Origin of the sequence: Arsenophonus sp. PmNCSU2021_1 (assembly GCF_036919435.1) — a bacterium.
GTDB classification, from domain to species: Bacteria; Pseudomonadota; Gammaproteobacteria; order Enterobacterales; family Enterobacteriaceae; genus Arsenophonus; species Arsenophonus nilaparvatae.
The window spans coordinates 149,604-171,129 of the sequence record NZ_JAZHPL010000005.1 but is presented as its reverse complement, the minus strand read 5'-3'; the positions used below and the strand labels follow the sequence as shown (position 1 = coordinate 171,129).

The following is a 21,526-nucleotide window of genomic DNA, read 5'->3' as shown; positions in this document are numbered from 1 at the left end:
CAATAAAGCTTTAATTTCCTCCATGCCAACAGTGGCAAGGAGGTATTTATATCTCAAGACTAATTAACTGGCTTATTCTATTTTAAGCGAAAATCTTAGTCACTATTTTATCGATTCTGTTTGCCTCTATCAGGCACTAATGACATAACCACGGTTTCAAAAGGCGATAACGCCACTAATGCCGATTGATTAATGGTAGCCGGTTTCTTACTACCCGCTTGACTAATATAATTCAGGCTAACTTGATAACTTTGTGACGTGCCAGCGGGTAATTCTAAATCACGCTGTAAATCCAAATAATAAACCTGGGGTTTATCCGATGGATTTCTTAAACTGATAATCGATTTATTGCTACCCCAGGCAGCCCAACCATAGATCGCTAATTTGGTTGGATCACTACCTATCCAATGACTATCAAATAAAATAGCTTGATTTTCATACGCCCAATTTGCCGCACTGGCTAATACCTGCCAATTATTATCGCTTAACAGCTCAGGCGTAATATACATTTCTTGTAGCTGAGTGCCGGTATATAGCGCGGCAAAACATTTGATACCTAAAAGTAAAATATTTGATACGATCACGAGTTTCGCACGGGCATATAAAATTCTAGAAATGGCTTCAGAACAATAATTAATCTGTAACTTGCTAAGACGTATAAATTTACTTAAATTACAATAAGTTATTTTTAATTTATGAGATTTTTTCTATTTATATATTATGCTGAATTAAACTTAAAAATAGAGCGTTTTTTTATTGGTGCGAAACTCATGACGATCAAAGAACATACAAAAGTAAGCTATTTGATACTAATCTTTTGTACAATGCCGAAAATAAAGTATTGAAAAATGCTCCTACAGTCTGTCTAGTATTCACTTGTTCACATATTAACCATAACTGGATGGTAATTATTTTCTTGTACAGCGAAACAACAAGACTTCCTTACTTTTACTCACTACGTCACCTATCAAGGAGATTTTCCATGACCAATTCTTCGACCTATATACCGCCAAAAATATGGCAACAACCCCTATCTAACCTGAGTTCGGGATAAGCGTTAGTTATGAGAAAATAAAAATAGCTCATTTATCAATAAAAACCTTTTAAAATCAATAAAATGATAAAAAAAGGAATATTTTTAGTTGGTTGTAGGTTAAAAAATAAGCTATTTTCTCTGCTAAAATCATGAAAAAAGCCAAAATTTAGCACTGTTTTATGTAATAATTTTAATTTAAGTAATTGAATATATAATGAAAAAATTTATATTCCTTATCCCGAACTCAGGTTATCTAGTGGTACGTTTGCTAATATCAACCGCCCTGTTTCCGGCTCAACTCACGAAAAAGAGCTACCAATCGGCAAGCATCCGATACAACTCTATTCTCAGGGTACACCAAACGGTGTTAAGGTCACGGTAATGCTGGAAGAGTTGCTGGCACTTGGTCATACCGGTGCCGAGTACGATGCTTGGCTAATTTCTATCCGCGAAGGAGAGCAATTCTCTAGCGGTTTTGTCGAAATAAATCCTAATTCTAAGATACCAGCACTGCTTGATCACAGCGGTGAAAGACCGTTGCGGGTGTTTGAATCTGGCTCAATTCTACTCTATCTGGCAGAAAAATTTGACGCGCTGCTACCACGTGATTCAGCAACACGCACTGAAGCCTTAAACTGGCTGTTCTGGCAGATGGGCTCTGCTCCGTTCGTCGGCGGCGGTTTTGGGCACTTCTACGTCTACGCACCGGAAAAATTTGAATATCCGATAAATCGCTATGCAATGGAAACCAAGCGCCAGCTAGATGTATTAAACGGCCATTTGGCTGAAAAACGTTATTTAGCGGGGGAAGAATATAGCATCGCTGATATTGCCGCTTGGCCTTGGTATGGCTGGCTGGTGCAAGGCACTTTGTACGATGCAGGCGAATTTCTGTCAGTGCAGAATTATCACCATGTCAAACGCTGGGCTGATGAGATTACTGCCCGATCCGCAGTGATCCGTGGTCGTAAGGTCAATCGTACAGGTAATGACGGTGTCTCGGAACGCCATCAGGCATCAGACTTGGATTAACATCATTCTCAATTTTCATCAGAGGGACTTTTGCCTGTTCGAGCGGTATGATCAACTGGACAATATTTGTAGATGCTGGTTAATGAAACGCCATACAGTAATGTAAGCTGTTTTCTACTCTGACCGGACTCAAGTAATTTTTTAGCTTGCTGCTGTGCAGAAGATAATGAGCAAGGTCTACCACCGATACGGCCTCTGCTTCTCGCGGCGGCTAAACCCGCCTGAGTTCGCTCAACAATCAGTTCCCGCTCCATTTGTGCCAACGCGCTCATCACATGAAAGAAAAAACGCCCTGCGGATGAAGAGGTGTCGATAGAATCCGTCAAACTATGAAAATGAATCCCTTTATCTTCTAGTTCAGAGATTAAACCGATTAAATGTTTGATGCTGCGGCCTAGTCTATCCAGTTTCCAAACAACTAACGTATCGCCCGCTTTTAAGCAATTTAAAGCGCGTTTTAATCCGGGTCTCTGGTCTGTTTTTCCGCTGATTTTATCCTCAAAAATCTGGTCACAATTTGAGCAAATCAAGGATTTTTGCTGTAAATCGGTGTTTTGGTCATTTTTTGACACCCTCATATAGCCTATTTTTGCCATTTTAGCCTCTAATCCTTCCCCTGAAAGCCTTGTCATCGCTGGTTTTGGTCAAAATATTAGCTAAATCCCCGATTTAAGAAAACCTTGGTTTGTTAGAACCTCGCTTTTCTACCTTTTTTAACGGTGGTGTGTTTGCCGTTCCAGAAAGCATTACGACCGTTTATGTTTCAGGCTGTGGAGCAGGGGGCGGTGGTGGCGGTGGACTTGGCTATCTGAATGGTTATACCTCTGGCGGAGGTGGCGGAGGTGGCGGAGGTGGCGGTGGTGCGGGAAAAACGGTTATACGTGAAGCTGTGAAAGTAACACCAGGTGAACAGATAACCATTACGATAGGTCGTGGTGGCAAAGGCGGTGCAGGAGGAGCGTCGAATAATTCAGGAATAAAAGGCGGAAACGGTGGCCTGACGGCGCTAGGCGATTTACTCACGTTACCCGGAGGTGATGGTGGGCCACCTGGTATAGGAGGAACAAATGGCTACGGTGGTGCCGGTTATCCCTATGGCGAGACGGCTGTTGGCGGCAACTTGAATGCCATGAGCACTTTTTATATGGTAGCGGCTAGCGGCGCATCCTGCGCTTTTGGTGGAGGTGGCCCAGGTGGCCATGTCGGGTCACAAGGAGCGCACCATGCCCGACCTGCTTACGGCTATGGTGCTGGAGGGGGTGGTGGCGGTGGAACACGCATCTCTGGGACGGCTGGCGGTAACGGTAGCGATGGTGCCAATGGTTGGTTAACGATTGAGTGGTAATGAAAAATACCGCGTGCTGCTAAACCGTGTCGATATCAGCAAAACGCTGGATATTGCGTGACCGGAAGCTCCGAAAAGATAAAAACTTTATGCTGCCCTGACAATGTAGTTAAACGCGACATTTCGCGGCCTTGTTTCTGACGCGGTTCTCAAACCAGATTGAAAACTGGCTGAGCAATCAACAGCGAATACGCCGCTGGTTCCAGAACCAATACTGCTGCCGCCTGTTCGACTACCCATTTTGAAAATCCCACTGGTTGGTGATTGACCGACAAACTGAATGCCGGTTATGTTTCCAGTGAAATTTTGAAGGGAATCACCTTGTACGCTTAATATTTTGCGTCCGTTATCCACTTTTCGTCCTGCATCCCAGCCCCGAATAAATTCGCCGCGTAAATCAGGGAGCTTTCCCGACGGGTAAGCCAGCGCTAAAAGTGGATATTGTTTTTTATCAAAGCTCTCACCATTGCATATACGCCAATCTGTCGGAGGCGTTTCAGTAGGCCAAAGAAGAGGAACGCCGACAGGGATTTCTACACGTAATATTTCTGGAGTAACAGCATGAACATCGGTTGCGGTTAGATGCACATCCTGAGTCAGCGTTTTGCCGTTAATTTTACGCTGATTGGGTGTGGCATTTTTAGCCAGATTTATGGTTTTCAACAAACCAAGGTTTTTTATAAATTGATTTTTGTCCAGGATGTCCGCCCCATTCTCATTTTTTGCCAGTTTTTGACTCAACAGTTGCATGACGTTTTCAGCAAATTTGGGGTTATTGCTGATGGCCTGGGCCAGCTTGTTCAGCGTATCTAAATCGGACGGCGCTTTATCAACAACCGCATTCACCCGGTCATTGACCGCCTTGGGTGTCGCGGCGGTAGTGTCGTCCGCGCTGCGAGGGGAACTGTTTAACTGCACAATCCCTTTGCGGTGCACCGTGGCTTCCTGAATACCGTCCTGGGTCGCCAGTTTGCCCAGCCCCAGATGCGTGCGGGCCTTTTCCTGCGCCGTCTTACCCGCTGCCGCAATCTCCGTCAATGCCTGGGTTTTCAGTAACGCCTCCTGACCGATAATCGCCCGGATAGCCAGCGTCAGCTGATTTAACTTGCCCTTATCCGGGCGGATGCCCGCGGCGTCCAGCAAGGCCAGTTGTTCAGCTTGCTGGATATTGAACCAGTCTTCCCCCGGCCAGCTGATGCCCTTGTGGCCGTCGCCCTCGGTAAACCATAACGGCGTGGTGCTCTGGGTTTCTTTCAGCGGCGGCATGGTGGCAATGCCGCTGTTGTTATCTAAAAAATACATTAGCCTTTCTCCTTTTTGTCAGCATACACATAGCGAAAGTCCTGATGCGCCGGCTTATAGCGGTTTAACAGGCATTCCAGTATTCCTGCATAATAAATACGCAGCGGCGTGGTGATCGGGTCAAGCACATGCATCGGGCGATAGTCCACGTCGGTCTCAATCGTCACCATCGTGACCCACTGATTATCCGGTAAGGTGCTCATGTTCACCGTAAAGCCGTAAGACCGCGCCAGGTCAATGTAAAACTGCCGGTTGAGGCTCGGTTTCATGCGCAGTTTGTTGGCCGCATAGCGCTGGCGCTCATCGATACCGGCATCGTCGCCGATATCACAGTCCGGTAGCCCTAAAAAACGCTCCCAGTCAGCCAGCAACCGTGTGGCGGTCAGCGGAAAACGCTCGGCCAACAATTGCTCGGCGCGTTCGGTGACGCGTGCTGTGCTGCGGGCCAGGCCGTCGGCCAGCGACGCCAGCAGCGTATCCGGCGCTTTGTTCCAGGCCAGGCCATTAGGCAGCAGTTGCAGCAGTGCGCGCTGGTGTGCTTTTAAAGCCATGTGATATCCCCCATCACCAGTAGCTCGGTTTTTCCGCTACTGACCGGCGTCAGCGGGTTTTTCAGGGCGTAATCATCCAGCCCGCTTATCCCGGACAGCACACGCCAGAATGCCGAAGGCAACAGGGTTTCGCCTGGTTTGGCCGCGGTGTAAAACAGTTGCCTGAGCGCCTCGCGGATACGGGCCTGGTTATCCGGGGTATTGGGGGCGATACGCAGCGTGATATCGACCTTTTTTGCCCCTGGCGCAAACACCGTCACCGTCGGCCCCTCCGGTTGGCCGACCCACTCGCCGGTGGCCGGGTCCCGGTGGCGCGCGAGATAGTCGGTCACCCGCGCAATATCGGTCGGGCCGGGGAAGATATCTGGGTGATGGTCCATCACGAAGGTCACGCCCACCGTGCCCGCCCCGTTCCAGGTGGGCAGACACCAGCTACGCGTGACGCCCGGCACCTCGCGCGCCCAGCGTTCGTAATCCCAGCGCGTGCCGCCGCCCGGCGGAAACTGCACCCGATACAGCAGGCGCGACAGCAATTCCTCCACGCGCTCGCGGTCAGCGCCGCCCCGAATACCCGGTGCTTCCGTCAGCGCCTGCTGGGCCACCCCGGCAACCGGGGTCACAAAACCGAGGGACTGTCCCGCACCGCAGTCACCCGCCAGCCCCGGCTGGTCGGCCTCAACGTTGACCGTTACGCTGCCGGCCTTGCCCTCGGCGGCGTCTGTCAGGCGGTAAAGCGCGCCGTCAGCCCGTTGCAAACGTGTGCCGACCGGCACACTGGCGGCATCATACAGCGACAGCCTGACCGGGCCGCTGGCCCGTGCGGCCTGTTTGCGCACCACGCCCCAGAACGCACAGTGTTTGAGCAGTTCGCTTTCGTCGGCGTCGCTCGGAATGATTTGCCGGGCTATCCAGCCCAGGTGCTCATGCTCCAGCGCCGACAGCCCGGCCTGCGCCATCGCCATGGCACCCAGCAGACTGTCCTGGGCCGGTAGCGCGCCCGGCAGGCGTTGCGCCACATCCTGCTGCGTCTGGCTGATAAGCTCGCCGAGCGTGGGTATCTGATACGGCATTTACATCCCCTCCAAACGGGCTTTAAAGGTAAACGGGCGCGCACTGCCGTCCTTGAGCGTCAGGCGCACGGTCAGTCGCAGCCAGCCCGGCAGCGGCGCACTCGCCTGGCAATGCAACTGGCTTATCATCCCGGCGTCCAGCAGGCCACGCAGCGCCTCATGGGCGTAGGCTTCCGCCCGCGCCAATACCGCAGGCAGCGCCTTTTCCCGTGACAGCAGCCACAGCCGCGCGCCAACCGGGCGGTCGCGGTAACTGTCCGCCCACCATCCGCGCCGGTCATGGCCGCCATCCGGCAAACAGTCGGAGACCTCGGCACGCCGGTCGGTAAACAGGCACAGCAGCACCGTGGTCGTCAGGCTGTCGTCGGCGAGTAAATCCGCGCCCTCTTGTACCAGCATCCCCTCGCCATTCATCCAGCGTAGCGCCGCGTCGCTCATTGCGGCCCCCCGGTCAGACTGCCCCGGCCATTTTCCTGATGGCGGTGAGCACTCTGTTTGACACCGCCGATAACGGCTTCCGGTGCGGTTAAGGTGCCTTTAGATTCAGCACTGCCCTCAATCGTGATGTTCTGTTTCACGCTCACGCTCTTTGCTATTTCCACATCACCGGTAAAGCGCGCTGTCGGAGTGTTAAACACCGCCTCCTGCTCGGCGACCACTTCCAGTGTTTTACAGGTGATGATGCAGCGCCCGTCCCGGGTCAGACGCAGACGATGCCCCTCATAGTGATACAGGCCGCTATCCCCGGCGGGCAGTCCGGTGGGTCGATAACGGCGGTCTTCTACCACTAGCACGGTCGCCTGGTCACGACTGCCGCCCAGGCAGGCAAACACCACCTCAGCCCCCGGCAACGGCACGCTGATATGCCCGTATTGCTGCGGGCGCTCGACCTCATCGAAGGTTTCGCCGTCCAGCGCCGTCAACTGGACGTTTTGCGCTTTCAGGCTGTCATTGACCCCGGTCAGAACGCCACGCCCAAACAACAGCCGGATCCCGCGTATCACCGGGGCAAGCAGCCGTTGCAGTGCGATATTACTCATCGAGTTTATTCCCCTGGTTAAGCCAGGCCCGCACCAGACCGTCGACGCCGCCGTCAGTACCGCCCGCCTGACGCTCGGCCTCCGCCGGCACAATAAACGCCTCGCGCGGGGCCAGTGTTAACGTTGTGCGTTCCCCCTGGTCCGCATCGAGATCAAACTGCACCTGGCTAATCAACAGGTCACGGCTGACCATCGACAGACGCGGCGCAATGACGCGGGTCAGCCGATTGGTCTGCCACAGTTCACCGCTTTCGCGCCGCCAGCCCTTGACCACGGTGGTAAAGCGTTCTGACTGGGCCAATGCCCGTCGACTTTCCCGCAGGGCGCGCGCCCGTGCGGTGGCGGGGGTCAGTGTGCTGTCAGCCAGAATCACTTTGGGGCGGTAACGCCCCATCGCGGGGTCGTCGCTTTCTCCCTTGGGGGCAGCGCGCAGTGCGTTGGTGTTGGCGTCGCCGGCGTGCCCACCGCCGCCGCCGTGGCCTTTAACCCGATACTGACTGTGGCGGTCGCGCCAGTCCTCGGTGTACTCGGCGGACAACAGATTTTCACCCAGACGCAGGGTGTCAGTGGCGGTGTTCGCCGCCTGGGTAAACACCAGATCGCCATCGGCATCACTGGTCACCAAAACCCCCCGGTAACGCGCCGCCCGGCTCAGCACATCCGCTACGCTTTCAGACAGTTCAAGGGTAAAGGAGGTAAAGGGTTTGGCGGCCTCGGGGTCAGACACCGCCCAGCGCACCGCAATGCCAAAAGGGCTGCACAGGTCTTGCGCAATCTGTTGCAGGGTGCGCTGACGCCATTGCCCGCCCGGATAGACCGCCGAACAGTCCACCAGATCGCCGGTTTTATCCCGGCCCTTTATCGTCACCTGTGCCGCGTCGGCCGCCATCTTGTGCGATACGCTGTCCAGGTAGCCGGTGATGACCGGTTGCCCGTCAAGGGTCAGCGCGAGCGTTCCGCCGGCGCGCAGGCTGTCGGGCAACGCCTGGCCGGGCATCATGATCCCGAGGGTAAAATCCCCGGCCAGACGCGACAGCCCGCGGGTAATACTGACCGAGAGCCAGTGGGTGAAAATCCGGTTGTCGATGCGCAACGCCACCTCAGCCACCGAGCACCTCCACGCGCTCGCCCCCCGGCACAAACAGCGGATGACGCAGCCGGTTGCGACGAATAAAGCGCGCCGTGTCACGCGCATCGCCGGTGATGCGGTACAGGGTCACCAGCGCCGGCTCGGTGATTGTCACTGCGGCCTGGATCAGGCCGGGTAACGCCACGCCGCGATGGGATAAATCCGCCACAAAGGCGCGGCTTAACGCCCGCACCTGCAAGGCCAGGCTCTGATAGCCCAGCGCCGAGCTGGTCAGGGCACACGCATCCAGTCGGCGCGCGACCTGCTGGCTGACGCGCACCACATCCGGCGTACTTTCCAGCCAGACGCTGGCGCTGTCACTGAGCGGCAGCGGGGCGGGCGAGACCGTGTGTGGCAACACCTGCGCCGGTGCGTTTTGGCCGACCGCGGCCAGACTGGCGGTAAGCAGGGACGACAACATCTGTACCTGCACCACCGCCACCGCCAGGCGCAGCGTATTGTGCAGCAGTTGCAGCGTGGCGCGGGTGGCAGGTTGCAGCCCCTGCCTATCGCGCAGGCGATCCTGACGGACCAAAGCGCTGTCCAGCCGGTCGGCCAGCTGGACTATCTGGTGTTGGAGAGCGCCGGGCTGCGGGGAGACCGGCGCGCGTGCCCGGTTTTTTATCTGCTCAGGTTGGGGGTAAGCCGGCAGGCGCTGTATGCCCTGAAAAATGCCCTTGAAGGCCAGCGCCAGGCGGTCGGGGGTGCTGATAAGCCCCTGGATATTGCCGCGCAGGGCGGTAAACGAGGCACTAAAGCTCTGCATATCGGCCAGCAGCCCCAGACCCGTGAGGGCGCTTTCCAGCGTGTTGGCCTGCTCGCTAACGGTATCCATCAACGCCTGCGCGTCATGCAGCGAGGCCTGCCAGCCATCAGCCAGCGTTGAAAAGAGTGCGGCCAGTGTGCTGTCGCCCTGGCGATTGACCACCCCAGCCGTATCTTGCGCCACCGCAGGGGCGGTCTCATCGGCCACCGGCACCACCGTGACGGTAAACTCCACCAGACGCTGGTTATCGACGCTGTAGCGGCTTTCAAAATGTTCAACCAGCACCGACAGCGTACCCCAGTCAGGGTGCAACACCTCGCCCGGTCCCGGCGCATTCAGCGCCTGCGTCAGCCGTACCCGCTGCGCCTGCACATCATCGCCGGTCAGTGACAGGGTGAAGGTGTGCTCAGGCAGTTTTTTTCCTAAATCGTCTGCCCCGCCGTGTTCGCGCAGCGGGTAATCACGCCGCACCACCCGGCGACCGCCGCGACTGCGCTGCTCTTTGTAAACCCAGAAAGGCACGCCGCGAAAGCGGCCCTGACCGGTACTTTTCATCTGCGCACCTCAATAAATACGGTAGTTGTCGCCGTTATACACATCGAGCTGTAAGCCAAAGGCGTTGCTGTCGGTGACGGCGCTGTTTTGCAGCACCAGGCCCGGGGCCAGGGCGATACGCATGTCGGCCTGGGCTTTCACTGCCTGCGGTATTGCCTGTTGCTCGTCCTGCTTGTCCCACCGGGCGTAGATATCGCCCAGCCAGCCGCCGAGTTTTTCGCCGAGTACGCTACCCAGCATCGAGCCGGCCACCGCGCCAATCGGGCCGCCGATAGCGCCGACGAGTCCGCCCGCCGTCGCCCCGGTTGCCGACCCCAGTGCGCCGCCTTTATCTTCGGCTGTCGCGTCTTTATCGAGCAGCGTAGGGGCAACCGACAAAGCCGTGAGTAACGGGCCGCCGAGCCGACTGCCAAACCGCAGGGCACCGCGACCGAGTGCGCCGGCCTTATTACTCAGCCAGCCGGTCGCGCCCGACAGTGTCTGCATTGCGCCGCCGAACAGGCCGCTGGCCCGCTCGCCCACCTGACTCAACCAGCCGCCGGCGCGGCGGCCAATGGAGGCCATAAACCGGCCTGCACGAGCCACACCCGGCACGCTGCCAAGCAGGGTGCCTGCACGATTGACCAGGCCGCCAAAGAAGCCTGAGACGGCGGAGGCCGCCCGCCCCAGACGGGAGCGCGGCACCGGGGCCGCTGGACGGCCCGGACGCAGGCGCGAGCCTTTACGGCGGGTGCGTCCGCTGCCATCGACATAAGTCTCACTGCCTCCCCCGACGCCGCCCGCCGGCCAGTTGGTGACAAACACGCTCACCGGCGCACCCAGTCCGCCGCCCATCGCAAACGGTGCCGGGCCAGGCAAACCCGCCGGGGCATTTTTGCCGCGCCCACGCCACCATCGATAAGCCCGCCACGGGTAACGCACCGGCGCACTGGCCAGCCCCCAGGCGGGACGGGCTATCGCCATGCCGACACGGGCCAGTTTCGAGGCGACGTAAATCGCCAGCATGGCTTTGGCGGTGTTAGCGGCATATTTGCCGATAGTGTCGAGGGTGTCGCCGTAACCGGCCTGGCGTAGCGCCATCAATTCAGCATTGACCCGGCTCAGGCCATTTTTAAACAGCGTGACGCCCCGTCGGGCACTGTCGAATACCCCGTTAAAACGGCTGGCCAGCCGGTTGGCCCATTGGTCCTGCAAACCGCTTTCCTGCGCCTCGCCGGCAACATCCAGAAAGTCTTTTAACTCGGTTTTAAGCCGTTTAAACGGCCCTTGATTCATTACCTTGACGGCGAACTGCTGCCAGACATCACCCAGCTGGGAAGTGAGTCCCGTCCACGAGTTCATCGCGTCTTTCTGCGCCCCTTTGGCCTCTGCCCGCATCGCCTGAAACAGCAAGCGAATAGACTCAGGCCCCAGCAAGCCTTTTTCCCCGCGAGCCTGCATTTCAGGACGTGTTTTTCCCAGCGCCCGGCCAAGGATGCTGTAAACATCAACGCCATAGCCGGTTAACAGGTTCGCATCCTGCGCTTGAATGCTTTTGCGGGAAAACATCTGCTTAAGCTGAAGGGAGGCACCTTGCGCTTCCGGCAGCGTCCAGCCGTGCCGCGCGCCCTGGTCTTCCAGCATGGCGACAAAAAGCCTCGCCTGCTCTCGGTTCATGCCAAATTCACGGCTGGTCGTGTACTCCTGAATGACGCCCTGCAAGCCCCAGGTGGTGTCTTTGGCGTTTTTCGTCGCCCACTGAATATCGTCGTCGGTCTGTCCCTTGTTCTTGTTATTCTGCGCGTTCAGGCGAATGGTGTAGTTTTCCATTGCCGCCGCCGGGTCGATAAAGGCTTTTTTCAGGCCAACCAGTGCCGCGCCCCCGGCCAGCAGCCCGTAAAGGCGTGCTACGCCGCCATAGGCCGCCTTGGCGCGCGTCTCCAGATGGTCAAAACCGGATGACACCGACGCCAGCCCCAGGCGCAGACCGCTAAAGGTGCGCTGGCCCTGATGGCCCAGCCGGTCAAGCTGACTTCCCAGGCTATTCGCCCGCAGACCGAGACCGTGCAGGGATGCGCCGCCTTGCCGCCCCATGCCGACCAGACTTTGACCGAACAGCCGCGCCTGCCGGGGCAGGGTGCCCAGCAGGTCAACAATGACGGCGGCTTTGACTTTTTTTTCTGCCATCGGTTACTCACGCTGTAATAAATGGGTGGCTTGCTGGCAGTGCCGGTAGAGCCGGATTAACGGCAGGGAAAGCGCCCAGTCCATGCCCGATTTGGTAACGGTTGCGAGCATCAGCGCCGCTTCCTCAATTTTTTCCCGACACTGCATCCAGTCGCCCCGCATCAGCCGCCAGCTGGCCGGCCAGCGCGCTGCCGCCCAGACGCTGGGCGATGATAAGGCGTTCAATATCCCGCGCCGACAGGCTTTTCAGTTGCAGCAGCGACAATGGGCCGTTGAGGTTGCCCAGCCGGGCGACCTGGCGGCGCAGCAGCTCAAACTCCACCATCGCTGGCGAACGCACTAACTCTGAGCCGTTAGCCGTCTGCACCACCCGCTCGGCGGCCAATTCGGCATCAATAATGTCCTTGCCGGTTAATGGCCGCAGGGTGACGTCCGTATGGCGCTGTTCATCATCACCGCTGCCGGTGACCAGACCGTCAACCAGGGTCAGTTGCCCGCGCGCCAGTTCGTCGGCGACACTGGCGATATCCGGCGACACCCCTTCAACCTCGTGGGCCGCCGCCAGGGTTTCCATGCTGTGGGTCATGCTTGCTCCTTACGCCACACGCTGGCTGCGAATGGCGGTAAATTTGGCGGAAATTTCGCCCGCGTCCGTCAGGGATTCTTCCCCGTTGCTCCAGGCGTTGGTCATCATGTGCGTTTCGCCGGAATCGGCGGCAAACTCCAGCGTGACATCGTGCCAGCCGTTGATGACGTCCACACTCAGATCACCCCGCGCCGGGAATTTGCATTCCAGCGTGGCGGCGCGAGGTGTCGATTTGTAGCCATAAACGCGTGCGCCGGTCACTTCCTCGCGTTTTTCCCCGGACGGGGTAAAGGTGGCCCCCGTCAGGGTCGGGTATTCCTGCCCGTTAACCCGGACAATGGCCTTGCCCTGGTATTGCAGTTTGCCAAATGCCATCGTACCCCCTTACAAAATGAACTGAATTTGTTCTGCGAAAATGCGGAACTGGTTGACCACATCCGGCCTGCACAGTACGTCTACCCGGTTGCGGTCGTTTTTGTTGCGCTCGACAATCAGGCTGTCGCGGAAGCGCTCGAAGTTCTCAATCAGCCCCGCCTCCAGCCACTCTATCGCCAGCGCCAGTAACTGGGTGCGGATAATGGCCGGCGTCACCATCGCCTGCCCCGGTGCCACCGGCGTACCGTCATCGGCCAGCTTATGGCGCGGAAAGCGCTGGGTGATGCGTACCCCGGTGGAATAGCGCAGATAAGACAGCGTCGCCACGGTATTCACATCGAGGTAAGACGGATCCGGATCGCCATAGGCGTTGGTACGATAGGTGGTTATCTGCCGCTCAATCTGCACCCCATCGTCGGCCCCCACGGTCACGGTAGCGATGCCGTCATACAGCAGCTGGTTACGCTCATTGGGGCGCAGCCGGTCAGACAATGCCGGCGCCAGCCGTCGCGGCAGGCGCAGGCTTTGCAGCGGGCGCGCCGGATCAAGACTTAAATGTTTTGCGCCAATGGCGCACAGGGTGGCCGCCCACAGATAGCCCGGCTCGGGGGCGCGCTGAATGCCGCTACAGGTCAGCAGAAAATCATTGCGCGTCTTACCGAACTGGGTGATTTCCCCCAGACTGCCGGTATGGGCCGCCCAGGCGATGCCGTCAGACATTTTGGTCGGTCCCCAGCGATCGCGCAGCGCTTCACTCAATAATTTCAGATTAGCCGCATCGAGCCAGGGCATGACAATATGGTGATACTGGGTATCCCCCAGCGCGGCAATACTGTTGGCCAAATCAGGGTTCGTCGCCCGTGCAGCGGGCGCGGCAAGTGTCACTGCCAGTCCGGGCGGCGTTATCTCGCCATCGTAATAATTCAGGCGGATATCCTGCGCCGAATAGTCGGAAATAAACCGTGCCGTCAGGGTCACCACCGTTTGATCGGCAGTGACATTTTCACCCCCCGGGGCGGCAGACACCGCGGTCACCGGCAGCGACGGCAGGGTATTAATCGCTGTCGCCAACGCATCACCGACCGTCTTACCCTGCTGGCCTTTCTCCACCGTCACGCGCACCCGCACACCGCCGAGATAGACATTCAGTACCCCGGCCTGTTGTGCTGTGCCCGATAAGGTCAGGCTGCCGGCATCGGCCTTGCCCGCCCCGTTACCCTGCGCCATCACGGTTAACACCGCATCCGGGTTATCGGTTAAAAATTCCCTCACCATCGCCGCCAGCATCGATCCCTGGCCCCAGAGTGTCGCGGCATGATCGGCGCGGGTGATGCGGACCGGCGTGTCTACTGCGCCGCTGCCGTCGACCTTGCCGTCCTTGATGGCGGCCTGACCCAACATCAGCACCTGGGTCAGCGTGGTCGGGGTACCGGTGACGGCCTGCGAATTATCAATCTCAATATGCGTCAGCGGTAGGCGAACCCCGGCGCTGATTTCATTAAAGCTTATGGTCATGAAGGCGACTCCTGTTTACTCAAGGCGGCAGGGGCTGACGTTTGCCGGGTGGCCGCCGGTTTGGATGGGGGCGGGATTTCCAGCACATCCTTGAAACGCAGCAGGCGTGTTAGCCAGAAAGCATTGCGCGGCACCCAGGCCCCCGTATCCGGTAACATCCGCAGGGAATTCGGTTCACGCACCGCACGCTCCGGGGCCGGCACCACAAAAATCATCGGTAAGTCATGCGGGTTAGGGAAGCGCATCAAAGCGTTATCGGTGTCATTCATGGTCGTTGTTCTCTCCGCGCAGGGTGATAGGGGCGGCGAACGGCGGGCTGCCGTCCGTCTGGGTAAAGGTTTGATAATGGCGCAGGTACGCATCCACACCGTCATCCTGAAGCAAAGGCGGCACCGGCTCCTCGCAGGTGAAATAAGTGCCATACAGCACCACGCCATGTTGCCCCTGTTGCTCGGTGTACAGGTTGCGCCCTTCTTCAAAACGCATCGGTCCGGCATGACCGGGACGAAAACCCGACAAGCCCGCTATCAGCCGCGCCACTATCTGGTAGAGGCCGGGGCGGTCTCCCTCGGCACCATTGATAACCTCGGCCACCACGTAAAAAACAAAACGGCTGTCAATCACCCCTTTCACTTGACCCGCCTGCGCTCCCAGCCACACCAGATATACCGAGGGCGGTGTAAGTAGCACATCACGCAGCCCCGCCTCGCTCCAGTCGCCGGGATGGGTGGCGATATCACGCAACGTGTTGCCAAATACCTCATGTAGTCGCGCCAGCAAGGCGTTTTCGGTGGAGACAATCATCAGATAAACCCCTTCTGCCTGCGCCCGAACACCGACGCCTCGGCCTGCATCTGCGGCAGGTCGGCACTGTCGGGAGCCTGGTTATCGTTATCCACCCCGAGCGGCAGTTCACCCTTTTTCACCGCCTCCAGCCAGCGCAGCGCATCCTGGTAACGCTGGCGGGTTTGCTCAGTGGCCCGCTCGTCATTCAGGTAGTAAAACGCCAGGGTGCAGGCATGCTGTTTCAGCACCGACGGCACCACCGAGAGCGGCAGCGCGTAACGGGCCGCGATAAAGCTGTCCATCAGGGCGCTGGCATCGCTGAGCGCCTGGTCCACTTTCTGCCGGGCTGCCGCCTCATCGCCGCGCCCGTCGACCAGTTTTTCTATCAACGGGGCGCTATAGCGGGCGCGTAAATCCTGCTCACTGGCATACATCCCCTGACTCTCCGTTAATGACCGTTAAAACCCGGTTTAAAGGGCGTTTAGAGCGCATCCGCCACCAACAGTGTCAGCTTGCCTTTCATTTCGTTAGAGACCGTGGTGCTGCCCTCGGCCAGTAATTCCCGCTCCAGTAACTGGGTGGCGGTTTTTTCCAGCTCCACCGGCACCACCAGATGGGTCGGGCGAATACCCAGCTTGCGACCGCCATCGGCACTAAAGCCGCGCATGGCGCTCCAGCCTTTCCAGAGGTTATCCAGCGTCAGTGACGCCTGCATGCGGTAAGCCATCTGCCAGAAGCCGTAGCCCACATTGCGCCGGGCGGAGGCACCAAAGACAAATTCGTTATCGGTAAACGCGCGCCCCTCATCGACCTTGGTCAGGGCGAGTAACTCCGGCGGGCGGCGGTTCTGGAAAATCAGCGGTTTAAGCGCCCGTGAGCAGTCCAGCAGATACCATACCGCCCCCTCGTAGTCTTTTTCTGTTGCCCCGGTGCCGGTTTTTTCAATCAACTGGTTGGCGACCTTTTTGGCGGTGCCGGTGCCGTCGACCTTGGGATAGACCGGATGCTCGCTATCAAAAAAAGGTTTACCGTCGTAGCAGTCGGTTTTATTGCCGTCGCGCAAGGCGGTAAACACCAGTTCGTCCGGTTGTGCGGCGGCAGCGCGCCCCATTTCCTGAAACAGCGGGGTATACACGCCCAGATTGTCATCCTCGAAATCATCGCGGGTAATGGCCACCGTACCTTCATAGGTCTTGTTGTTGATGGTGTAACCATAGACTTTCATCTGCTGGATACTGCGTGCACCGACCCACTCACGGAACGCGGGAAACTGCCCCAGCCAGCCGTAGGTATTGGATTTTGACGTCGAGGGCACGCTGGTCGCCACCTGCTGATAGTGAGACGGGGCCATCGCCAGCCCGTTCTGAAACTCTTTGCGAAAGCCGGTCATCAGGGCAGTGATTTGCGACGGGGTAATGGGGGTTGGCATTATAGTGCGTCCTCGGTCTTGATTTTCTGGAACGCCGCCGGGGTCATCCCCAGCACGCGCGCGGCCTGTAACTCTTCCGCCGACAGGGCGACGGTGGCGGTTTTTTCACGGTGTTGGGGCGGCAGCATCAGGGTTTCGGTCTGCACCCGGGTCAGGGCGGCTATCGGCTGGCGCGTCGCCAGTTGCGCCGACAACGCCGCCACGCCAATCTGGTCGCCGAGTGTTTCCAGGTAGGCGCGCTCGGATTTCAATATCCGCCCGTCCTGCTCGGCCTGGTCCAGCGTCTGCGCCAGGGTGGTTTTTCCCAGGTCGGCGGACAGTGACACCACCTGCTCACGCACCGCGTTATAGGTCTCGACCGGGACATAGCGGCGTAAATCCACGGCCGCCGTCGGTGCCTGGGTTTTCAGGGCGTTCAGGTCAGCGGACAGGGCCGCCATAGTGGTTTCCAGCGCGGTAGCCTTGTCCGCCTGGCTTTTTAGCGTGGTCACGGCAGACAGGGCGGCGGTGGCGACCTCATCGGTCAGCTCGCCGCCCTCCGGCACCGTCAGGCCCAGCGCGGCCAGCAGCGCTGTTAACGATGGATTCATTGCAGGCTCCTTAGGGGAGGAAGGGGGAACAGTTAACGCCTGGTAGATATCTTCGGCGCTCAGAGCGGCCACCGGGCGCAGGCCCGTCAGACCCGGATCGCCGGTAATGGCTAACATTCTTAGCTCCAGGGGTTCGCCGCTGCGCGCGTCATAGCCCATCACCGGCGAAAAATAGGGAAATTCATTGTTTTTTAGGCGCTCAAGCGCCGGCGGGTTCCACTCCGGCTTGACCCAGACCCCGGTGTTGTCGTCCCAGCGAAAACGTGCCGGGGTAGCCGGAACAAAGCCGGCTGCCGGGGCCGCTTCCTGTTTAAACAGCGTCTGGTGGTTATAATCGATTTTGACAGGCTGATTGAGTGCCACCACCCGCGCCACCATGCGGTTAAACGCGGCTTCGTTAATCAGCCAGCCTTCGGCGGGCGTCTCGGGGCGACCGTCACGCGCCCGGACATGGCCGGCGGGCATCACCTGACACCAGCCGTCATGATCAAAGGGCGAGAGCGTCGCGGCGTTGAGCACCGCATAGGCTATCTTGGGAACAGGGGGTTTTGTCGTCATGCCGGCAGTGTGGCAGCCTGAGTGCGGACGGTGGGATTACGCTACATTAACAATCAAAGAGGGGGCCAGTTTTACGTTGGCAGGGGGGCAGATTTCAATGGGCACTGACAACGGCGGGCGATCGCCTGAATAACCCCGTTCAAAACCCCTTCAAAAACGCCGTAGCGCGTTCAAAAGATTTTTTTGATGCAAGGTATACCTTCTCCGTCATCATCGCGTGGTGGGGCGCACTGGCGTTTATGGGTGCAGGGCGTTGGACAGGCGTTGCGCCAGGGCGTCAAGGATATCCCGCTCGCCGGTCGGATCCAGTCCCATAAACGGACGGGCCGGGATGGCTGCCGGCCCCGGACGCATCCCCGGTTTGCCGCCCCACTGATGGATGGCCGCCTGCGGCGCATTGGCCCCGATACGCGCCCAGCTATCCCCCCAGTCGATGCTCACCGAGCGCGCCATATCGCCCTCACGGGTTAACACCTTGATCGGGCTATAGCCGTGCCGCTCACGCCAGCGGCGATACGGATCGCTCAAGGGTGCCCAAGCTGCCCCGGTATCCGGCGCGCGTTCGCGTTCAAACGCCTGCTCAGTGGCCGAAAGGAGGCTGGCGGCAACGATACGGGTGATCGCCTTGCCGTCTTCGCCAACGCGTTGCAGTTCAGCAAACAGGGTTTGCAGGCGCTGGCGATCAATCACTGCGGTTAATTCAGTCTGTGACATCTTGCCCTCCGTATGGGGGTCGGTTAAAATACAGCCAATAGACCGGTGTACGCTTAATGGTAAAGTCGATGTCAGTCCCAGCAATGGGGCATAACATGTATGCAGGTTCGATCCCTGCCACCGGTTTAGTCTAACGTTCCTGCCAGCAGTTCTAGCTTGCCACCGGCCAAATCAGATTTCACTTTATTGAGGTTGAGAATGCGATAAGCATTGATCACCACATCCAGGGTATCCGGGTGTTTCTTAACGCCATAAGACGCATTAACCACAATACGTGCCAGCCCCGCTTTTCCTGGCACAAGAAAAAGCAGGTTTTGGTGAGCCTTATCCCAGAGTACAGCTTGAGGCTTTGCCAACAAGCCAGGAAGTGCGGCCACATCCTCGGGCAACAATGCCACCCCGGTTTTAGGGTGCTTGTCACTGTCGGCATGCAACAGGTTTTTTTCGCTCATTGCCAGCAGACGGGCCGGTGCTTGCCCCGTGCGTGCCTGTACCGCACGGGCAATGGCTTCCGGCAAAAAGCCCAGCGTGTGAATGCCGTTGCCGGCACGCCGGCTTTGCATAATGCGCGTGGCCCACAGCGAAAAACTCAACTGACGCACCGGGCTGTTGTTCAGATCCTGCACCACGGCTTCACGCAGCGCCGCGTCTTTGACCTCAAGGAGTTTGCGGATCATGGTCTGGTCAACACCGAACGCCGCCGCGCCGGGGTGATAGGACCAACCCACATCCGGCGTCATTTTTACCTTGCCATCATCAAAGGTGGTCACGGGGCTGGTGACGATTTCCCCACTACGCTTATCGACACCCGCCGCTGCCTCATGCGTGTGTAGCTGACCGGCCTCTTCCGTAACGTGCAGGCCCAACGCATCGAGTCGGCGTTTTGACAAGGCGCGTACCCGGCAGCGGCAGTTAAACCCGTTGGGCGGGTAATGACTTTGCCAGAAGGGGTGATCGTAACGAAAGACCTTGCCATGCAGGGCGGCATGCGAGGGCCGGGTGCGGCTATCCCCGACGGCGACATACTGCCAGTAGGGATACAGGTCTGCGGTGGCCATCATCTGTGCATAGCGCCCGGCATTATAGGCGACGCGGGTATTGACGTTATATATCGTCGCCAGACGGCGGGCGCTGCCCAGTTGTACGACTTCGGCCTTGCCCTGGCTGTCGACCACGACCTGCTTCCCCCACCATCCGAGCGTTTGCAGCCGGGGCGTCAGCGTGTCGATAAAATCCTGCCGGGATATTCCCTGTGATTTTGCTCTATCCACCTCGTCACGGATCGCACTCAGGACGTCCAGCCGCGCCGCCTTGGCGACGGTAAATATCCGGGCATGAACGTCCGCCTGTTGCTCAAACCAGTTCCAGGTGATGTGATACCCCTTGGCGCGGAAGTAGGCGATGGCCTCTTTTGGCGGCAGGCGGGCGACGACGCCCAAATCAATCGGTTGTGGCATCGAGACGCCCCCAGACTTCCAGTGCAAAGGTGGCGCGGGTCAGCAGTTCAATCAGCGCGCGGTCGTCCATCTCGGGGTAAAGAATCGCCGCCTGCTCCAGCGCCGCCTCTGGCCCCTGCTCACGGATAGCGGCTATCACCGGTGCCAGTAGCGGGTCGGCACTGGCGTTCAATCCCGGGGCGTCAAGTGCTGTCTGCACCGCGTCCAGCGCGTCGCTTATCGGCGCTGCCGGTGTGAGGGTCGCGGATAGCGCCGTTTGCGCCACTGCCGGTGGTGACGAGACGGTAAACACCGCCTCATTGCCATCCGGCACTGGAATGCGCAGCTTATCGTAGATCCAGGAAACCGGTATCGCCATGCCGGTCGCCAGTTTGGGAATAGCCTCGGCAAAGCTGGCCATATCCTCACATTCCAGCGTATCAAACACCAGGCGGGGGAGTCGCCGCGGGTCAAGCGGGACCGGGCTGTTCAGTGCCAGCAGCGGATAAATGAGATCACGGTTAAAGGTCCGTGACAGCTGGCGTAAATCGGCGTTGCGGATCTCCTTGCGCACCGCATTGTGCACCTCGCCCAGCGAGCGCGCGCCTTTATCGCCCGCCTCTGAGGTCAGTGTCCCGCCGAGGATCGCTTTAGATATCGCGCGCTCTCCCCAGGCAATCATCGCCATAAACGGGTCAGACTGACCGTTAGCGGCGGCCTCAAACTCCAGGCTCATGCCGGCGGGAATAATCCCCCCGGCCCGGCGGCCAATATCCATCACCGCCCGCATCAGGGCGCTTTTCTGCTCGGCACTCGCGCCGCTGGGGTATTTCCCCACCCGCAACGGTAGTCCGTAAATCTCCAGAAACTCGGCGAAATCCCGCACGCTGTAATTCTTGAAGATAAACGGCCAAATCAGCGTGCGCACCAGCCCCTGGGTGCCGGGGTAGCCGGTTTTGGCCTTGGCCTCATGGCAAATCCAGCCAAACGGCTGTAACACCTGTCCGGCATAGCTGCCATCGCGCAGCCGCAGCTCGCGGTAGTCGTCGGGATTGACGCAGAACAACGCCGGATCGCGCCAGTGGACAGCGCGCGGGAAAAATTCGCCGCCGCGCCGGGGACCCCAGATAATTTCCTGCATCGCATAGCCTTTGAGAAGGGCGTCGGTGGCGTCAAACAGCGCATTGTCAAACCAGGGCGCATCGGTGAGCCGCGCTTCCAGCGCCACTGCCTGGGCTTTCTCCTGGGCGTTGGGGTTATCCGGCGGCTGAATACGCCATTCCACACTGTGCAGCGCCAGGCGGCGCTTGCTGAGTTCAGAAAACAGATGGGTATCTTTTTCTTCCAGATCGGCGGCCAAATCCACCAGAGCGGTCATGTCACCGTGCTCTGCCGCCCGCAAACAGCGTGCGGCACGGTTAGGGGTGATACCGGACGCCGGATGTTCTGGCGCACGGCTGGCCACCTGGGGAATATCGGTCTTTGCCGTCTGGCTGTCCGGTGAAAACACCCGCGGCTGTCCCTGAATATCTACAAGCCTTTTCA

General features: G+C 58.3%; 27 protein-coding genes and 1 pseudogene. 6 read left to right on the top strand and 22 right to left on the bottom strand.

What is annotated here, in order from left to right; all coding sequences use genetic code 11:
* Positions 1-107 precede the first annotated feature (107 nt).
* Positions 108-584, bottom strand: a complete 477-nt coding sequence (locus V3224_RS11400) for a hypothetical protein (protein WP_334470567.1) — start codon at positions 582-584, stop codon at positions 108-110.
* 659 nt (positions 585-1,243) lie between these two features.
* Between V3224_RS11400 and yghU the strand changes: the two genes are divergently transcribed.
* Positions 1,244-2,068 (top strand): glutathione-dependent disulfide-bond oxidoreductase, encoded by an 825-nt coding sequence (gene yghU, locus V3224_RS11395; protein ID WP_334470883.1) that lies wholly within the window; start codon positions 1,244-1,246, stop codon positions 2,066-2,068.
* Between the two features lie 8 nt (positions 2,069-2,076).
* Here yghU and V3224_RS11390 read toward each other — a convergent pair whose 3' ends face one another.
* Entirely contained in the window at positions 2,077-2,664 is a 588-nt protein-coding gene (locus tag V3224_RS11390) for a recombinase family protein (protein WP_334470565.1), read from the bottom strand.
* A gap of 89 nt (positions 2,665-2,753) precedes the next feature.
* On the opposite strand from V3224_RS11390, the gene V3224_RS11385 reads away from it, so the two are divergent.
* On the top strand, positions 2,754-3,413 hold the full coding sequence (locus tag V3224_RS11385; protein ID WP_334470563.1) for a hypothetical protein: 660 nt from the start codon (positions 2,754-2,756) through the stop codon (positions 3,411-3,413).
* 87 nt (positions 3,414-3,500) lie between these two features.
* Here the strand turns inward: V3224_RS11385 and V3224_RS11380 are convergent, their stop codons facing one another.
* The 5 genes from V3224_RS11380 to V3224_RS11360 are packed head-to-tail and all read right to left on the bottom strand — an operon-like array spanning position 3,501 to position 7,280.
* On the bottom strand, positions 3,501-4,715 hold the full coding sequence (locus V3224_RS11380; protein ID WP_334469509.1) for a tail fiber protein: 1,215 nt from the start codon (positions 4,713-4,715) through the stop codon (positions 3,501-3,503).
* Positions 4,715-5,266 (bottom strand): YmfQ family protein, encoded by a 552-nt coding sequence (locus V3224_RS11375; protein WP_334470560.1) that lies wholly within the window; start codon positions 5,264-5,266, stop codon positions 4,715-4,717. Before V3224_RS11375 ends, V3224_RS11380 begins: the two co-directional genes overlap by 1 nt.
* A complete protein-coding gene (locus V3224_RS11370; protein WP_334469513.1) occupies positions 5,257-6,336 on the bottom strand; it encodes a baseplate J/gp47 family protein in 1,080 nt (359 codons plus the stop codon). Before V3224_RS11370 ends, V3224_RS11375 begins: the two co-directional genes overlap by 10 nt.
* Entirely contained in the window at positions 6,337-6,774 is a 438-nt protein-coding gene (locus V3224_RS11365; protein WP_334469514.1) for a phage GP46 family protein, read from the bottom strand. It lies immediately after the preceding gene.
* Complete coding sequence (locus V3224_RS11360) at positions 6,771-7,280, bottom strand: phage baseplate assembly protein V (RefSeq protein ID WP_334470336.1); 510 nt, start codon at positions 7,278-7,280, stop codon at positions 6,771-6,773. Before V3224_RS11360 ends, V3224_RS11365 begins: the two co-directional genes overlap by 4 nt.
* Between V3224_RS11360 and V3224_RS11355 the strand changes: the two genes are divergently transcribed.
* On the top strand, positions 7,200-7,397 hold the full coding sequence (locus tag V3224_RS11355) for a hypothetical protein (protein WP_334470380.1): 198 nt from the start codon (positions 7,200-7,202) through the stop codon (positions 7,395-7,397). The two genes, V3224_RS11360 and V3224_RS11355, sit on opposite strands and share 81 nt — an antisense overlap.
* Here V3224_RS11355 and V3224_RS11350 read toward each other — a convergent pair.
* The 12 genes from V3224_RS11350 to V3224_RS11295 are packed head-to-tail and all read right to left on the bottom strand — an operon-like array spanning position 7,369 to position 17,831.
* Complete coding sequence (locus V3224_RS11350; RefSeq protein WP_334469516.1) at positions 7,369-8,484, bottom strand: phage baseplate assembly protein; 1,116 nt, start codon at positions 8,482-8,484, stop codon at positions 7,369-7,371. The two genes, V3224_RS11355 and V3224_RS11350, sit on opposite strands and share 29 nt — an antisense overlap.
* Positions 8,477-9,826, bottom strand: coding sequence for a DNA circularization protein (locus V3224_RS11345; RefSeq protein ID WP_334469518.1), 1,350 nt, complete (start codon positions 9,824-9,826; stop codon positions 8,477-8,479). Before V3224_RS11345 ends, V3224_RS11350 begins: the two co-directional genes overlap by 8 nt.
* Before the next feature lie 9 nt (positions 9,827-9,835).
* The gene (locus V3224_RS11340) at positions 9,836-11,992 is read right to left on the bottom strand and encodes a tape measure protein (protein ID WP_334469520.1); all 2,157 of its coding nucleotides are present in this window, start codon (positions 11,990-11,992) and stop codon (positions 9,836-9,838) included.
* A gap of 3 nt (positions 11,993-11,995) precedes the next feature.
* Complete coding sequence (locus V3224_RS11335; RefSeq protein ID WP_334467923.1) at positions 11,996-12,139, bottom strand: hypothetical protein; 144 nt, start codon at positions 12,137-12,139, stop codon at positions 11,996-11,998.
* Entirely contained in the window at positions 12,117-12,578 is a 462-nt protein-coding gene (locus tag V3224_RS11330) for a hypothetical protein (protein ID WP_334467921.1), read from the bottom strand. The genes V3224_RS11335 and V3224_RS11330 overlap by 23 nt, the downstream gene beginning before the upstream one ends.
* Positions 12,579-12,587: 9 nt before the next feature.
* The gene (locus V3224_RS11325; protein WP_334467919.1) at positions 12,588-12,953 is read right to left on the bottom strand and encodes a phage tail tube protein; all 366 of its coding nucleotides are present in this window, start codon (positions 12,951-12,953) and stop codon (positions 12,588-12,590) included.
* 9 nt (positions 12,954-12,962) lie between these two features.
* Positions 12,963-14,468 carry a phage tail sheath subtilisin-like domain-containing protein gene (locus tag V3224_RS11320; protein WP_334467917.1) on the bottom strand — a complete coding sequence of 502 codons (1,506 nt, stop codon included), beginning with the start codon at positions 14,466-14,468 and terminating at the stop codon, positions 12,963-12,965.
* On the bottom strand, positions 14,465-14,683 hold the full coding sequence (locus V3224_RS11315; RefSeq protein WP_334468087.1) for a DUF2635 domain-containing protein: 219 nt from the start codon (positions 14,681-14,683) through the stop codon (positions 14,465-14,467). Before V3224_RS11315 ends, V3224_RS11320 begins: the two co-directional genes overlap by 4 nt.
* A 46-nt stretch (positions 14,684-14,729) precedes the next feature.
* A complete protein-coding gene (locus V3224_RS11310; RefSeq protein ID WP_334467915.1) occupies positions 14,730-15,272 on the bottom strand; it encodes a phage protein Gp37 in 543 nt (180 codons plus the stop codon).
* Positions 15,272-15,688: a gp436 family protein gene (locus V3224_RS11305; protein WP_334467914.1), complete on the bottom strand. Its 417-nt coding sequence runs from the start codon at positions 15,686-15,688 to the stop codon at positions 15,272-15,274. The genes V3224_RS11310 and V3224_RS11305 overlap by 1 nt, the downstream gene beginning before the upstream one ends.
* A 47-nt stretch (positions 15,689-15,735) precedes the next feature.
* On the bottom strand, positions 15,736-16,683 hold the full coding sequence (locus tag V3224_RS11300; protein WP_334467912.1) for a Mu-like prophage major head subunit gpT family protein: 948 nt from the start codon (positions 16,681-16,683) through the stop codon (positions 15,736-15,738).
* Entirely contained in the window at positions 16,683-17,831 is a 1,149-nt protein-coding gene (locus V3224_RS11295) for a phage protease (protein ID WP_334469524.1), read from the bottom strand. The genes V3224_RS11300 and V3224_RS11295 overlap by 1 nt, the downstream gene beginning before the upstream one ends.
* Between V3224_RS11295 and V3224_RS11290 the strand changes: the two genes are divergently transcribed.
* Positions 17,830-17,964, top strand: coding sequence for a hypothetical protein (locus V3224_RS11290; protein WP_334467910.1), 135 nt, complete (start codon positions 17,830-17,832; stop codon positions 17,962-17,964). The two genes, V3224_RS11295 and V3224_RS11290, sit on opposite strands and share 2 nt — an antisense overlap.
* Positions 17,965-18,068: 104 nt before the next feature.
* Here V3224_RS11290 and V3224_RS11285 read toward each other — a convergent pair whose 3' ends face one another.
* Positions 18,069-18,545 (bottom strand): phage virion morphogenesis protein, encoded by a 477-nt coding sequence (locus V3224_RS11285; RefSeq protein WP_334467908.1) that lies wholly within the window; start codon positions 18,543-18,545, stop codon positions 18,069-18,071.
* Positions 18,546-18,586: 41 nt separating this feature from the next.
* Between V3224_RS11285 and V3224_RS11280 the strand changes: the two are divergent.
* Positions 18,587-18,671: pseudogene (locus V3224_RS11280) on the top strand.
* Here V3224_RS11280 and V3224_RS11275 read toward each other — a convergent pair.
* Both V3224_RS11275 and V3224_RS11270 read right to left on the bottom strand, forming a co-directional pair.
* Complete coding sequence (locus V3224_RS11275) at positions 18,671-20,002, bottom strand: phage minor head protein (RefSeq protein WP_334467906.1); 1,332 nt, start codon at positions 20,000-20,002, stop codon at positions 18,671-18,673. The pseudogene V3224_RS11280 and the gene V3224_RS11275 overlap by 1 nt on opposite strands.
* Positions 19,986-21,359, bottom strand: coding sequence for a DUF935 domain-containing protein (locus tag V3224_RS11270; RefSeq protein WP_442889632.1), 1,374 nt, complete (start codon positions 21,357-21,359; stop codon positions 19,986-19,988). Before V3224_RS11270 ends, V3224_RS11275 begins: the two co-directional genes overlap by 17 nt.
* Between V3224_RS11270 and V3224_RS29930 the strand changes: the two genes are divergently transcribed.
* Positions 21,358-21,507, top strand: coding sequence for a hypothetical protein (locus tag V3224_RS29930; protein ID WP_442889630.1), 150 nt, complete (start codon positions 21,358-21,360; stop codon positions 21,505-21,507). The genes V3224_RS11270 and V3224_RS29930 overlap by 2 nt on opposite strands.
* Positions 21,508-21,526 lie beyond the last annotated feature (19 nt).

Excerpts from the sequence above, each read along its gene's own strand:
- V3224_RS11390 (WP_334470565.1), bottom strand. The coding sequence starts at position 2,664 with ATGGCAAAAATAGGCTATATGAGGGTGTCAAAAAATGACCAAAACACC.
- V3224_RS11380 (WP_334469509.1), bottom strand. The coding sequence starts at position 4,715 with ATGTATTTTTTAGATAACAACAGCGGCATTGCCACCATGCCGCCGCTG.
- V3224_RS11375 (WP_334470560.1), bottom strand. The coding sequence starts at position 5,266 with ATGGCTTTAAAAGCACACCAGCGCGCACTGCTGCAACTGCTGCCTAAT.
- V3224_RS11370 (WP_334469513.1), bottom strand. The coding sequence starts at position 6,336 with ATGCCGTATCAGATACCCACGCTCGGCGAGCTTATCAGCCAGACGCAG.
- V3224_RS11365 (WP_334469514.1), bottom strand. The coding sequence starts at position 6,774 with ATGAGCGACGCGGCGCTACGCTGGATGAATGGCGAGGGGATGCTGGTA.
- V3224_RS11355 (WP_334470380.1), top strand. The coding sequence starts at position 7,200 with ATGCCCGTATTGCTGCGGGCGCTCGACCTCATCGAAGGTTTCGCCGTC.
- V3224_RS11345 (WP_334469518.1), bottom strand. The coding sequence starts at position 9,826 with ATGAAAAGTACCGGTCAGGGCCGCTTTCGCGGCGTGCCTTTCTGGGTT.
- V3224_RS11340 (WP_334469520.1), bottom strand. The coding sequence starts at position 11,992 with ATGGCAGAAAAAAAAGTCAAAGCCGCCGTCATTGTTGACCTGCTGGGC.
- V3224_RS11335 (WP_334467923.1), bottom strand. The coding sequence starts at position 12,139 with ATGCAGTGTCGGGAAAAAATTGAGGAAGCGGCGCTGATGCTCGCAACC.
- V3224_RS11330 (WP_334467921.1), bottom strand. The coding sequence starts at position 12,578 with ATGACCCACAGCATGGAAACCCTGGCGGCGGCCCACGAGGTTGAAGGG.
- V3224_RS11325 (WP_334467919.1), bottom strand. The coding sequence starts at position 12,953 with ATGGCATTTGGCAAACTGCAATACCAGGGCAAGGCCATTGTCCGGGTT.
- V3224_RS11320 (WP_334467917.1), bottom strand. The coding sequence starts at position 14,468 with ATGACCATAAGCTTTAATGAAATCAGCGCCGGGGTTCGCCTACCGCTG.
- V3224_RS11315 (WP_334468087.1), bottom strand. The coding sequence starts at position 14,683 with ATGATTTTTGTGGTGCCGGCCCCGGAGCGTGCGGTGCGTGAACCGAAT.
- V3224_RS11310 (WP_334467915.1), bottom strand. The coding sequence starts at position 15,272 with ATGATTGTCTCCACCGAAAACGCCTTGCTGGCGCGACTACATGAGGTA.
- V3224_RS11305 (WP_334467914.1), bottom strand. The coding sequence starts at position 15,688 with ATGTATGCCAGTGAGCAGGATTTACGCGCCCGCTATAGCGCCCCGTTG.
- V3224_RS11300 (WP_334467912.1), bottom strand. The coding sequence starts at position 16,683 with ATGCCAACCCCCATTACCCCGTCGCAAATCACTGCCCTGATGACCGGC.
- V3224_RS11290 (WP_334467910.1), top strand. The coding sequence starts at position 17,830 with ATGCCGGCAGTGTGGCAGCCTGAGTGCGGACGGTGGGATTACGCTACA.
- V3224_RS11295 (WP_334469524.1), bottom strand. The coding sequence starts at position 17,831 with ATGACGACAAAACCCCCTGTTCCCAAGATAGCCTATGCGGTGCTCAAC.
- V3224_RS11285 (WP_334467908.1), bottom strand. The coding sequence starts at position 18,545 with ATGTCACAGACTGAATTAACCGCAGTGATTGATCGCCAGCGCCTGCAA.
- V3224_RS11275 (WP_334467906.1), bottom strand. The coding sequence starts at position 20,002 with ATGCCACAACCGATTGATTTGGGCGTCGTCGCCCGCCTGCCGCCAAAA.
- V3224_RS29930 (WP_442889630.1), top strand. The coding sequence starts at position 21,358 with ATGTCACCGTGCTCTGCCGCCCGCAAACAGCGTGCGGCACGGTTAGGG.
- V3224_RS11270 (WP_442889632.1), bottom strand. The coding sequence starts at position 21,359 with ATGACCGCTCTGGTGGATTTGGCCGCCGATCTGGAAGAAAAAGATACC.